We start from the raw sequence: 12,521 nt of genomic DNA, 5'->3' as shown, positions 1-12,521 counted from the left end.
TGCCTTCACCGGCGATTTCCCGCATATTTTTGCCGACGGAAAATACGCGACGACGCAAGCCTCGCGAAAGCTTGCGACTGGGGAACGGCAACGCCGTGCTGTTAAACGGGTGCGCGGCATAAAATAGGGCGCAACGGATCGAATCGCTTGGGGCAAAAAAGAAAAGGGCGACCCGAGGGCCGCCCTTCCTGTTCCGGATGCCGGAATGGTATCAGTGCAGGCTTTCGCCTATCACATCATGTCCATTCCGCCCATGCCGCCCATGCCGCCAGGCATGCCGGCAGGGGCATCCTTCTTCGGCAGTTCGGCAATCATGGCTTCGGTGGTGATCAGCAGCGATGCGACAGAAGCAGCGTTCTGCAGCGCGGTACGAACGACCTTGAGCGGGTCGACGATACCCATCGAGATCATGTCGCCGAATTCGGACGTCTGGGCGTTGTAGCCGTAGTTGTCTTCATTCTTGTCGAGCACCTTGCCGACAACGATCGAGGCTTCGTCGCCTGCGTTTTCAGCGATCTGACGAACGAGCGACTGCAGGGCGCGGCGAACGATGTTGATGCCGGCTTCCTGGTCGTCGTTTGCACCCTTGACGTTGATCTTCGTGGAGGAGCGGAGGAGAGCGATACCGCCGCCGGGGACGATACCTTCCTGAACGGCAGCGCGCGTCGCGTTGAGAGCGTCGTCGATGCGGTCCTTCTTTTCCTTCACTTCGACTTCCGTCGAGCCGCCGACGCGGATGACGGCAACGCCGCCGGCGAGCTTGGCAAGACGTTCCTGCAGCTTTTCGCGGTCGTAGTCGGAGGTGGTTTCTTCGATCTGGGCCTTGATCTGGGCAACACGGCCTTCGATGTCGGACTTGGCGCCCGAACCGTCGACGATCGTGGTGTTTTCCTTGGAGATCGAAACCTTCTTCGCACGGCCGAGCATGTCGAGCGTAACGCTCTCGAGCTTGATGCCGAGGTCTTCGGAGATCACGGTGCCGCCGGTCAGGATGGCGATGTCTTCGAGCATGGCCTTGCGGCGATCGCCGAAGCCCGGCGCCTTGACAGCAGCGATCTTGAGGCCGCCGCGCAGCTTGTTGACGACGAGCGTTGCAAGAGCTTCGCCTTCGACGTCTTCAGCGATGATCAGGAGCGGCTTGCCGGTCTGAACGACAGCTTCGAGAACCGGAAGCATCGACTGCAGGTTCGAGAGCTTCTTCTCGTGAAGGAGAATGAAGACGTCTTCGAGGTCGGCGATCATCTTTTCCGGGTTGGTCACGAAGTAGGGGCTGAGGTAGCCGCGGTCGAACTGCATGCCTTCGACGACTTCGAGTTCGGTTTCGGCGGTCTTGGCTTCTTCAACCGTGATGACGCCTTCATTGCCGACCTTCTGCATGGCTTCAGCAATGTCGAGACCGACCTGCTTGTCGCCGTTTGCTGAAATCGTGCCGACCTGTGCAACTTCCTCAGAGGTGGAGATCTTCTTGGCCTTGGCCTGGAGATCCTTCACGACGTCGGCAACAGCGAGGTCGATACCGCGCTTCAGGTCCATCGGGTTCATGCCGGCTGCAACGGCCTTGTTGCCTTCGCGAACGATCGCCTGGGCAAGAACGGTTGCAGTCGTGGTGCCGTCGCCGGCGATGTCGTTGGTCTTCGAAGCAACTTCGCGGACCATCTGGGCGCCCATGTTTTCGAACTTGTCTTCGAGTTCGATTTCCTTGGCGACGGAAACGCCGTCCTTGGTGATGCGGGGAGCGCCGAAGGACTTGTCGATGATGACGTTACGGCCCTTCGGGCCGAGCGTTACCTTGACTGCATCGGCGAGAATGTCGACGCCACGCAGCATCTTTTCGCGCGCGGTACGACCAAACTTGATTTCTTTAGATGCCATGATTGAAACTCCTCAATTCGAGTGTCCGGGTTCTGGGACCCGTCGGCTACGTCGGAAAGGCCAGCGGCTGATCAGCCGATGATGCCCATAATGTCGGCTTCCTTCATGATCAGAAGGTCTTCGCCGTCGATCTTGACTTCGGTGCCGGACCACTTGCCGAACAGGATGCGGTCGCCAGCCTTGACGTCGAGTGCGACGACCTTGCCGGACTCGTCACGAGCGCCGGAACCGACGGCGACGATTTCGCCTTCCTGCGGCTTTTCCTTGGCGGTATCGGGAATGATGATGCCACCCTTGGTCTTGGCTTCGGACTCAACGCGGCGAACAACGACGCGGTCGTGAAGGGGGCGGAAGTTGGTGCTTGCCATTGTCTAATCCCTCGATCGAATGACATTCGCGGGCCGGAGCGGCCCACATGGATAGATGTTAGCACTCCCTCGCGGTGAGTGCTAGCGACGAGCATTTAGGGATGGCTCCAAGAGGAGTCAATGAGAGCAATCACGAATTTTTGTGCCGGAATTGTGAAGAGGCCGGAGAAATGCGGAGATTGTTGCCGAAACCCGGTGTGCTGGGCCGGCAGCGAAGAAAATTGCCTTGCCATCGCCTTGCGCCTTTGCAATGTCACCGGTGACTGAGGCAAATCGGGAATTCGGAATGGCGAGGCGCATAGAAAACTTCTCGGAGATAACAGGTCATTATGACGTGGTGCTCTGCGATGTCTGGGGCGTTGTTCACAACGGTGTCGATCCGTTTCCAAAGGCGGCGGCTGCCCTTGAAGCGGCACGCGAGAGCGGCGTCGCTGTCGTCCTCATCACCAATTCGCCGCGCCTTTCCTGGCAGGTGGTCGAGCAGCTGCGCCAGATCGGGGTGCCCGACAGCGCCTATGACCGGATCGTCACCTCAGGCGACGTCACCCGCCGGCTGATCGCCGAAGGGCCGAAGACGGTCTTTCTGCTCGGTCCTGAGCGCGACAAGGCGCTGCTCGAAGGCATTGGCGTCGAGCGCACCCCCGCGGGCGAAGCACAATCGCTCGTCTGCACCGGCTTCTTCGATGACGAGACTGAGAAGCCGGAGGATTACACCGACATGCTTCTGGATTTTCAGGCGCGCGAGGTGCCGATGATCTGCGCCAATCCCGACCTCGTCGTCGAGCGCGGCCATCGCATCATCCCCTGCGCCGGCGCCATGGCCGCCTATTACGAGCAGCTTGGTGGCAGCACCCGCATCGCCGGAAAACCGCACCGGCCGATCTATGAGGCGACGTTGGCCGCTGCCCGCGAGCTTCGCGGCGATTTCCCCATCGACCGTGTGCTGGCGATCGGCGACGGCATGCCGACCGATGTTCGCGGCGCCTTGAATTACGGCCTCGACCTTCTCTACATCAGCGGCGGTATCCACGCCAAGGAATACACCTTGAACGGCGAGACCGACGAGGCGATTCTCCACGCCTATCTCGATCGGGAAAAAGCCGCGCCGAAGTGGTGGATGCCACGCCTTGCATAAAGAGAAGCCTGCCGATGACCGTCTTCCACCGCAATGAAACCCGGGAACCCTTGCCTGCCCATCTGAAGGGCGGCGTCATTGCCATCGGCAATTTCGACGGCGTGCACCGTGGCCACCAGTCTGTGCTCAACCGCGCGCTCGAAATCTCCAGGGCGCGGGGCATCCCCGCCTTGGTGCTGACCTTCGAGCCGCATCCGCGCACGGTCTTCCGGCCTGAGACGCCGGTCTTCCGCCTGACGCCGGCGCCGCTGAAAGCCCGCATCCTGGAGACGCTCGGTTTTAGCGCCGTCATCGAATATCCCTTCGACTACGAGTTCTCGCAGCGCTCGGCCGACGATTTCATCCATTCGATCCTCAAGGATTGGCTCGGCGCCTCCGAAGTCGTCACCGGCTTCGATTTCCATTTCGGCCGCGGCCGAGAGGGCGGTCCGGCCTTCCTGATGAATGCCGGCCAGACCTATGGCTTCGGCGTCACCCTGATCGATGCCTTCCGCGACGAAAACGCCGATGTCGTCTCTTCGAGCCATATCCGCGCGCTTTTGAAGGAAGGCAGCGTCAGCGAAGTCGCCGGCATGCTGGGCTACCGCTATACGGTCGAGGCCGAGGTGATCGACGGCGAAAAGCTCGGCCGCCAGCTGGGTTTTCCCACCGCCAACATGCGCCTGCCGTCGGAGGTCGAACTTGCCGCCGGCATTTATGCCGTCCGCTTCCGCCGCCAGGACGGCACGCTCCATGATGCCGTCGCCAGCTACGGCCGCCGCCCGACGGTCACGGAAAACGGGGCGCCGCTGCTCGAAACCTATCTTTTCGATTTCAGCGGCGATCTCTACGGCCAGCGCTGCGCCGTCTCCTTCTTCGGCTATCTTAGACCCGAACTGAAATTCGATGGCCTCGATCCGCTGGTCGCCCAGATCAAGCGCGACGAGGAAGAGGCGAGGGCGCTGCTGGCTGGTGTCAAGCCGCTCGGCGAACTCGATCGGAAGCTTTGTTTTTCCTGAGGTCGCGTCGGTCCCGGATTTTTCGGACGCAATCGAAAATTTCGCTCGCGCCGAGGGATCGCTGCGGCGAATTCTTCTCTTCCTTTTCCCGGCAAAAACGCCTATGAACCGGCGCTATGACGAAATTTCGGCTGGCGATCACGACGCGAATTATCGGCCCGGCCTTCCGCGCGCGCTAAGCGGCCGGGAGGTCCGGGTTTTTGGCGCTCTCACATGAGCGCTTCCGTCACCAGCTTTTTCACGCCCGCAGCGCCCCTTTCCGGGCCGCCAGAAACGATTGTCCCGATATGACCGACACAGCCGAAAAGATCGATTATTCGAAGACCCTCTATTTGCCCGAAACCGATTTCCCGATGCGCGCCGGCCTGCCGCAGAAGGAGCCGGAGCTCGTCAAGCGCTGGCAGGAAATGGGTCTCTACAAAAAATTGCGCGCTTCGGCCGCCGGCCGCGAAAAGTTCGTGCTTCACGACGGCCCGCCCTATGCCAACGGCAACATCCATATCGGCCACGCGCTGAACAAGATCCTCAAGGACGTCATCAACCGCTCGTTCCAGATGCGCGGTTACGACGCCAATTACGTGCCCGGCTGGGATTGCCACGGACTTCCGATCGAATGGAAGATCGAGGAGAAGTATCGCGAGAAGGGCAGGAACAAGGACGAGGTTCCGGTCAACGAGTTCCGCAGAGAATGCCGTGAATTCGCCGCCGGCTGGATCAAGGTTCAGGCCGAAGAGTTCAAGCGTCTCGGCATCGAGGGCGACTTCGACAATCCCTATACGACGATGAATTTCCATGCGGAATCGCGCATTGCCGGCGAACTCCTGAAGATCGCCGCCAGCGGCCAGCTTTATCGCGGCTCCAAGCCGATCATGTGGTCGGTCGTCGAACGTACGGCGCTGGCCGAAGCCGAGGTCGAGTACCAGGACTATGAGAGCGATACGATCTGGGTGAAATTCCCAGTCGTCGAAGGTCCATCCGCGCTCAAGGACGCCTTCGTGGTGATCTGGACGACCACGCCCTGGACGATCCCCGGCAACCGCGCGGTCTCCTTCTCTGCACGTGTCTCCTACGGCCTTTACGAGGTGACGGCGGCCGAGAATGATTTTGGTCCGCGTCCCGGCGAAAGGCTGATCTTTGCCGATAAGCTCGCCGAGGAATCCTTCGCCAAGGCCAAGCTGCAATACAAGCGTTTGAGCGATGTTTCTGCGGCGGACTTCGCGGCGATGACCTGCGCCCATCCGTTCAAGGGTCTCGACGGCGGCTATGAATTCACTGTACCGCTGCTCGATGGCGACCACGTCACCGATGACGCCGGCACCGGCTTCGTGCATACCGCTCCGAGCCACGGTCGCGAAGACTTCGATGCCTGGATGTCGGCCGTCCGCACGCTGGAGGCGCGCGGCATCGAGACCAAGATCCCGTTCCCGGTCGATGACGGTGGCTTCTATACATCCGACGCCCCCGGCTTCGAAGGCGCCCGCGTCATCGACGACAACGGCAAGAAGGGCGATGCCAACGACCGCGTCATCAAGGAGCTGATCGCCCGCGGCGCGCTCTTTGCCCGCGGCCGGTTGAAGCATCAGTATCCGCACTCCTGGCGCTCGAAGAAGCCGGTCATCTTCCGCAACACGCCGCAATGGTTCGTCTATATGGACAAGACCCTTGCCGACGGCACGACGCTGCGTTCGCGCGCGCTGGGAGCGATCGACGACACCCGCTTCGTGCCCGCCGCCGGCCAGAACCGGTTGCGCGCCATGATCGAGGGCCGCCCGGACTGGGTTCTTTCCCGTCAAAGGGCATGGGGCGTGCCGATCGCCGTCTTTGCCGACGATGAGGGCGAGGTCCTGGTCGATGACGCCGTCAATGCCCGCATTCTCGAAGCCTTCGAACATGAGGGCGCCGACGCCTGGTTTGCCGAAGGCGCCAAGGAGCGTTTCCTCGGCAATGACCACGACCACTCCCGCTGGACGCAGGTCATGGATATCCTCGACGTCTGGTTCGACTCGGGCTCGACGCACACCTTCACGCTCGAAGACCGCCCCGACCTGAAGTGGCCGGCCGATCTTTATCTCGAAGGGTCCGACCAGCACCGCGGCTGGTTCCATTCCTCGCTGCTGGAATCGGCTGCCACCCGCGGCCGTGCGCCTTACAACGCCGTCCTCACCCATGGTTTCACCATGGACGAGAAGGGCGAGAAGATGTCGAAGTCGAAGGGCAACGTCACCGCACCACAGGAAGTGATGAAGGATGCCGGCGCCGATATCCTGCGCCTCTGGGTGATGACCTCGGATTATGCCGACGACCTGCGCGTCGGCAAGACGATCATCCAGACCAATGTCGACGCCTATCGCAAGCTGCGCAACACCATCCGCTGGATGCTCGGCACGCTCGCCCACGACAAGGGCGAGGAGATCGCTCTTGCCGATCTGCCGGAGCTGGAGCAGCTGATGCTGCACCGGCTGGCCGAGCTCGACGACCTGGTGCGCGAGAATTACGACAGCTTCGACTTCAAGAAGATCGCCCGCGCATTGATCGATTTTGCCAATGTCGAGCTTTCGGCCTTCTATTTCGATGTCCGCAAGGATGCGCTCTATTGCGACGCGCCCTCGAGCCTGCGCCGGCGCGCCAGCCTGCACGTCATCCGCCAGATCTTCGATTGCATGGTGACCTGGCTTGCGCCGATGCTGCCCTTCACCACTGAGGAGGCCTGGCTGTCGCGCAACCCGGCCGCCGTTTCGGTGCATCTGGAGCAGTTTGCCCCTGTTGCCAAGGAATGGCGCAACGATGCCCTGGCCGAAAAATGGAAGAAGATCCGCGCCGTCCGCTCGGTTGTCACGGGCGCTCTTGAAATCGAGCGCAGGGATAAGCGTATCGGCTCCTCGCTGGAGGCCGCTCCCGTCGTCCACATCGCCGACCCGGAACTCGTGAAGGCGCTGGAAGGCCAGGACTTCACCGAAGTCTGCATCACCTCTGATATCACGATTAAGGCGGACGCCGGCCCGGCTGAAGCGTTCCGCCTGGCAGAAGTGGCTGATGTCGCCGTCGTTCCGAAGCTGGCCGAAGGCGTGAAATGCGCCCGATCCTGGCGCATCACCACCGACGTCGGCGCCGATCCGGACTATCCCGATGTTTCCAAGCGTGATGCTGCCGCATTGCGCGAACTCGGCATCGGCGCCTGAAGATATTTACCGGGTGAATTGCGTTTTCGCGGTTCATCCGGTAAAAGCTGCCTGAAAATGGCCGGATTTTTGCGTCAGGGGGACGGTTGTCCGGTTGGGCAACGATTGCACCGGTGGCTGGAAGGGTTTTCATGTTCGCAACGCATTGGTTCCGTATGGGCGCCTGCCTGTCTGTTGTCATGGCGGGATGCTCCCTGGTCTCCAGCTGCGCCAGCAGCCCGACCTACGGCACCGACAAGACCGCCATGGAGCAATTGACCGACGATCTCGGCCAGTCCGTGTCGTTGACCGGGCCGGATCCGAAGAACAAGGGCGTCAAATACACGCCGCGCCCGACGCTGGTGCTGCCGGCCCAGGCGCAGAAGGAGACCCTCGTTGCGCCGCAGCCGACGGTCGCCAACAAGGACAATCCGCAATGGATTGAATCGCCGGAGGAAACTCGCGCCCGCCTCGTCGGGGAAGCCGATGCGAACTCGGACAATCCGAATTACCGCTCCCCACTCGCCAGCTCCGCCATCGAAGGCGGCCGCCGCACGACGGAAGCCCAGACCAAGGCCTATCGTGAAGCCCGCGCCTTGCAGAAGGGCTCCTATATCGATCAGCGCCGCTATATATCCGATCCGCCGCCCGGCTACCGCACCGTCGACGATCCGGCCAAGCTCGACGATCTCGGCGAACCCGAGCTCAAGAAGGCGAAGAAGCGCAAGAAAGATGCCGCAGTCGCCAACACCGGCAAGCAGTGGTGGAACTTCCTGCAATAGCAGCTTGCCCCTGCGCATTGAAGGCTGCCCCTCACCCTAACCCTCTCCCCGTAAACGGGGCGAGGGGACGTGCCACGCGAGAGTTTCGAGCGAGGGACGGAGAAGGCTGCGCCATATCCCCTTCGCCCCGTTTAGGGAGAGAAGGTGGCGGCAGCCGGATGAGGGGCTGGTGCCGACAATCTCCTCGCACCGAGATATCTTAAGATTGGCACGCGTAACGGTATGGGAGGACGCCGCGCATTACGGCGCCTCTCGCTTTTGCGAAAAGAATGTCCGCAAGATCTCGGCCGACTGGACCTCGTTGAAGCCGGAGTAGACCTCCGGAGCGTGGTGGCAGGTCGGCTGCGCATAGAATCGCACGCCATTGTCGACGCCGCCGCCCTTCGGGTCCTCGGCGCCGTAATAGAGCCTGCGGATACGCGCAAAGGAGATGGCTGCCGCGCACATGGTGCAGGGTTCGAGCGTCACGTAGAGATCGGCGCCGACAAGGCGCTCCTGTCCGAGCGCGTCGCAGGCAAGCCGGATCGCGGCGATTTCGGCGTGCGCGGTGACGTCCTTGAGCTCGCGTGTGCGGTTTCCCGCGCGTGAAACGGCGATATCGTCGATGACGAGGACGGCGCCGATCGGCACCTCGCCGCGGTCTCCGGCGGCACGCGCCTCTACAAGCGCCATCTCCATGAAACGATTTGTCTTCACGATCGCAAGAATTTCCACTTAACCGCAGATGCGTGACCTGATAGACAGGCCCAAAAGGCAGGCAAACAACAAATGACACCTAAAGACAAGCCAAAACGCCCGGGCGCAAAGCCGTTTTCACGGGACACCGAGCCGAAGACCGGCGGCAAGCCGCGCGGTGACAAGCCGGCAAAGGCTGCAATCGCCGCCGAGAGCGATGGCGACGCGAAGGCCGAACGTATTTCCAAGGTGATGGCGCGCGCCGGCGTTGCCTCCCGCCGCGACATCGAACGCATGATCATGGAAGGCCGGGTGACGCTGAACGGCGCGGTTCTCGACACGCCCGTAGTCAATGTCACGCTTGCCGACCGCATCGAGGTCGACGGCGTGCCGATCCGCGGCATCGAGCGCACCAGACTGTGGCTCTATCATAAGCCGGCCGGCTTGGTGACCACCAATGCCGATCCCGAAGGCCGCGCGACTGTCTTCGACAACTTGCCGGAAGAACTGCCGCGCGTCATGTCGATCGGCCGCCTCGACATCAATACCGAAGGCTTGCTGCTGCTCACCAATGACGGCGGCCTTGCCCGCGCGCTCGAGCTGCCGGCGACCGGCTGGCTGCGACGCTACCGTGTCCGCGCCCATGGCGAGATCGATCAGGATGCACTCGATAGACTAAAGGACGGCATCGCCGTCGACGGTGTGCTCTACGGTTCGATCGAGGCGACGCTCGACCGCACGCAAGGCTCGAACGTCTGGATCACCATGGGTCTTCGCGAAGGCAAGAACCGCGAAATCAAGAACGTGATGGGCGCGCTCGGTCTCGACGTCAACCGCCTGATCCGCATTTCCTATGGCCCGTTCCAGCTCGGCGACCTGCCGGAAGGCCATGTCATCGAGGTGCGCGGCCGCACCTTGCGTGACCAGCTCGGCCCGCGCCTGATCGAGGAAGCCAAGGCGAATTTCGACGCGCCGATCTACAATGCGCCAGCCGTTGCCGCCGAGGAAGAGGCTGAAAGCGCAGTGCCGGAAAAGCGCGAACAGCGTCCGCGCCGCGACGAGGATAAGCGCGAACGGGCGCTAAGCCGTCTCGACACCAAGCGCGACGATCGCCGCGGTGGCGGGCGTAGAGATGACGACCGCCGCGATGGCGGCCGCTTCGACGACGAAAAGCCCAAACGTCCCCAGCCGCTCGGCCAGCGCCGCAGCGCCAATGTCTGGATGGCGCCGGGCGCCAGGCCGCTCGGCGAAAAGGCTGCGGCGAAAGCCGCCAAGAATGAGCAGACCGCGCGCCGGCGCGGCGAGCAGGCGGGGGCAAAGGGCGCCGGTTCCCACCATATCGAGGATCGCCCGCGCACGCCGATCAACCGCGTGCGCGAGGAGGACGGCGAATGGATCCGCTCGAGCGAGGAGCCCCGTCGCAAGGATGAGGGCGAAGGCTTCGGCCGCAAGCGCTCTTTCGGGGATCGTCCGTTCGGCGACAAGCCGCGGGGTGATCGCAAACCGCGTGGCGAAGGTGACGAACGTCCTCGTGCCGCCAGAGCCTCTGCCGGCGAGGGCCGTTCTGAGCGCCCGCGCGGCGACCGGCCTTACGGTGATCGCCCCTCGCGTGGCGACCGGCCCTTCGGCGACAAGCCGCGGGGTGACCGCAAGCCGCGTGACGATGGTGACGAGCGTCCACGGGCTGCCAGAACCTCCACCGGCGAGGCCCGTTCGGAGCGTCCGCGCGGCGATCGCCCTTCGCGTGGAGATCGTCCATTCGGCGACAAGCCGCGGGGTGATCGCAGGCCGCGCGAGGACGGTGATGAGCGCCCGCGGGCAGCCAGAAGTTATACCGGCGAAGGCCGCTCCGAGCGCCCGCGCGGCGAAAGAACATTCGGCGACAAGCCTTCGGGTGATAAGCCGCGCGGCAAGAGCTTCGGTGCCAAGCCGGGTGGGCCCAAGAATTTTTCCGGTAAGCCGAAGGGCGCCAAGTCGGGTGGTAACAAGCCGGGCGGTGAAAGGCCGGGCGGCGACAGGCCTGCGGGCGGGCCGTCCAGAGGTGGTGGCAAAGGAAAGGGAATGACGCGCGGTGCGGATCGTCGGCGGTGAGTTTCGCGGACGGCCTCTCGCCGTGCCAAAATCCAACGAGATCCGGCCGACTGCCGACCGGACGCGCGAGAGCTTGTTCAATATATTGAGCCATGCCTATCCGGAATGCGTCGACGGCACCCGGATCCTCGATCTTTTTGCCGGAACCGGCGCCGTCGGCCTCGAAGCCGTTTCGCGCGGCTGTCGCCACACGCTCTTCGTCGAAAACAGCGTCGAGGGCAGGGCGCTGCTCTGGGAGAACATCGATGCGCTCGGCCTGCATGGCCGCACGCGCATCCTGCGCCGGGATGCGACCGATCTCGGCAGCGTCGGCAATCTCGAGCCCTTCGATGTGCTGTTTGCCGACCCGCCCTATGGCAAGGGCCTCGGCGAGAAGGCGATGGCTGCGGCCGCCGTCGGCGGCTGGCTGCGGCCGGGCGCGATCGCGGTGCTCGAAGAGCGCGGCGATATTGTCGTTTCCGTGCATCCTTCCTATGTCTTCCTCGAAAACCGCATCTTTGGCGATACGAGGGTGCATTTCTTCCGGTATCAGCCGCAATAAGCGGGGCGGGGCGTGCAGCAGGCAGAGATCATTAGCCCGAAACTGCCTCAGATCAGCGATCTTCCAACGGTCGCTGTCGCTTTCGGCGGCGGCGGCGCGCGCGGGCTTGCCCATATCCATGTCATCGAGACGCTCGACGAACTGGGCATTCGCCCGGTGGCGGTATCAGGCTCGTCGATGGGGGCGATCATGGGGGCCGGCATGGCCGCCGGCATGTCGGGGGCCGAAATCCGTGAACATGCGTTGGCCACCGTCGGCAACAAGACGGCCGTTGTCAGCCGCATCTGGGGCTTGAGACCGACGACGGTGCGCGATGCCGTCGCCAAGGGCATCCGTATCGGCCAGTTCAATCTGGAGCGGATCCTGAAAGCCTTTCTGCCGGCCGAGCTGCCGGCCCGTTTCGAGGATCTGCTGGTGCCGATGAAGGTCATCACCACGGATTATTACGGGCAGTGCGAAGTCATCATCGAAGAGGGCGAGCTGTTTCCGGCACTCGCCGCTTCTTCCGCCATCCCTGCCGTCTTCATGCCGGTGCGCCTGCGCGGCCGGGTGATGATCGACGGCGGCATCAGCAATCCGGTGCCCTATGAACCGCTGATGGACCTTGCCGACATCGTCGTCGGCATCGATGTCGTCGGCGCACCGGAAGGCGACGGCACCCATATTCCGAACCGCATGGAGAGCATCTTCGGCTCCGGCCAGCTGATGATGCAGACGGCGATCACGTTGAAGCTGAAGCTGCGCCAGCCGCATATCTTCCTGCGCCCGGCCGTCGGCCGCACCGGCGTCATGGATTTCCTCAAGGCCCGCGAAGTCTTGGCCATGTCCGTCGGCGTCAAGGACGAGCTGAAATTCGCCCTCGACCGGGAAATCGAGGCGCGGCTGAAGCGCTGATGCCCCC

10 protein-coding genes are annotated in these 12,521 nt (G+C 62.8%); 7 read left to right on the top strand and 3 right to left on the bottom strand.

The features are described from left to right. Positions 1–231: 231 nt before the first annotated feature. Positions 232–1,872, bottom strand: a complete 1,641-nt coding sequence (gene groL, locus ATY29_RS01995) for a chaperonin GroEL (RefSeq protein ID WP_003570068.1) — start codon at positions 1,870–1,872, stop codon at positions 232–234. Between the two features lie 71 nt (positions 1,873–1,943). Beyond that, positions 1,944–2,240: a co-chaperone GroES gene (gene groES / locus ATY29_RS01990; protein WP_003545797.1), complete on the bottom strand. Its 297-nt coding sequence runs from the start codon at positions 2,238–2,240 to the stop codon at positions 1,944–1,946. 286 nt (positions 2,241–2,526) lie between these two features. On the opposite strand from groES, the gene ATY29_RS01985 reads away from it, so the two are divergent. From ATY29_RS01985 to ATY29_RS01965, 4 genes are all read left to right on the top strand, one after another. Then, a complete protein-coding gene (locus ATY29_RS01985) occupies positions 2,527–3,375 on the top strand; it encodes a TIGR01459 family HAD-type hydrolase (RefSeq protein WP_025415432.1) in 849 nt (282 codons plus the stop codon). 14 nt (positions 3,376–3,389) lie between these two features. Continuing rightward, entirely contained in the window at positions 3,390–4,373 is a 984-nt protein-coding gene (locus ATY29_RS01980) for a bifunctional riboflavin kinase/FAD synthetase (RefSeq protein WP_097534950.1), read from the top strand. A gap of 287 nt (positions 4,374–4,660) precedes the next feature. Continuing rightward, positions 4,661–7,552 (top strand): isoleucine--tRNA ligase, encoded by a 2,892-nt coding sequence (gene ileS / locus ATY29_RS01970; RefSeq protein ID WP_097534838.1) that lies wholly within the window; start codon positions 4,661–4,663, stop codon positions 7,550–7,552. Positions 7,553–7,683: 131 nt separating this feature from the next. Continuing rightward, positions 7,684–8,313: a hypothetical protein gene (locus ATY29_RS01965; RefSeq protein ID WP_003570063.1), complete on the top strand. Its 630-nt coding sequence runs from the start codon at positions 7,684–7,686 to the stop codon at positions 8,311–8,313. 240 nt (positions 8,314–8,553) lie between these two features. Here ATY29_RS01965 and ATY29_RS01960 read toward each other — a convergent pair whose 3' ends face one another. Next, positions 8,554–8,991 (bottom strand): nucleoside deaminase, encoded by a 438-nt coding sequence (locus ATY29_RS01960; protein WP_097534948.1) that lies wholly within the window; start codon positions 8,989–8,991, stop codon positions 8,554–8,556. Between the two features lie 90 nt (positions 8,992–9,081). Here ATY29_RS01960 and ATY29_RS01955 point away from each other — a divergent pair, with 90 nt between their 5' ends. The 3 genes from ATY29_RS01955 to ATY29_RS01945 are packed head-to-tail and all read left to right on the top strand — an operon-like array spanning position 9,082 to position 12,514. Then, entirely contained in the window at positions 9,082–11,079 is a 1,998-nt protein-coding gene (locus tag ATY29_RS01955; RefSeq protein WP_003570059.1) for a pseudouridine synthase, read from the top strand. Continuing rightward, positions 11,060–11,620, top strand: coding sequence for a 16S rRNA (guanine(966)-N(2))-methyltransferase RsmD (gene rsmD, locus ATY29_RS01950; protein WP_097534810.1), 561 nt, complete (start codon positions 11,060–11,062; stop codon positions 11,618–11,620). The genes ATY29_RS01955 and rsmD overlap by 20 nt, the downstream gene beginning before the upstream one ends. A gap of 12 nt (positions 11,621–11,632) precedes the next feature. Next, positions 11,633–12,514, top strand: coding sequence for a patatin-like phospholipase family protein (locus ATY29_RS01945; protein WP_097534809.1), 882 nt, complete (start codon positions 11,633–11,635; stop codon positions 12,512–12,514). Positions 12,515–12,521: the final 7 nt, after the last annotated feature.

This window comes from Rhizobium hidalgonense (assembly GCF_002914525.1).
GTDB lineage: Bacteria > Pseudomonadota > Alphaproteobacteria > Rhizobiales > Rhizobiaceae > Rhizobium > Rhizobium hidalgonense.
The sequence above is the reverse complement of the archived record's forward strand: the minus strand, read 5'-3'. Positions and strand labels throughout refer to the sequence as shown.

Bases quoted from the DNA above. Each gene is read 5' to 3' on its own strand.
- groL (WP_003570068.1), bottom strand. From the start codon at position 1,872: ATGGCATCTAAAGAAATCAAGTTTGGTCGTACCGCGCGCGAAAAGATG.
- groES (WP_003545797.1), bottom strand. From the start codon at position 2,240: ATGGCAAGCACCAACTTCCGCCCCCTTCACGACCGCGTCGTTGTTCGC.
- ATY29_RS01985 (WP_025415432.1), top strand. From the start codon at position 2,527: ATGGCGAGGCGCATAGAAAACTTCTCGGAGATAACAGGTCATTATGAC.
- ATY29_RS01980 (WP_097534950.1), top strand. From the start codon at position 3,390: ATGACCGTCTTCCACCGCAATGAAACCCGGGAACCCTTGCCTGCCCAT.
- ileS (WP_097534838.1), top strand. From the start codon at position 4,661: ATGACCGACACAGCCGAAAAGATCGATTATTCGAAGACCCTCTATTTG.
- ATY29_RS01965 (WP_003570063.1), top strand. From the start codon at position 7,684: ATGTTCGCAACGCATTGGTTCCGTATGGGCGCCTGCCTGTCTGTTGTC.
- ATY29_RS01960 (WP_097534948.1), bottom strand. From the start codon at position 8,991: ATGGAGATGGCGCTTGTAGAGGCGCGTGCCGCCGGAGACCGCGGCGAG.
- ATY29_RS01955 (WP_003570059.1), top strand. From the start codon at position 9,082: ATGACACCTAAAGACAAGCCAAAACGCCCGGGCGCAAAGCCGTTTTCA.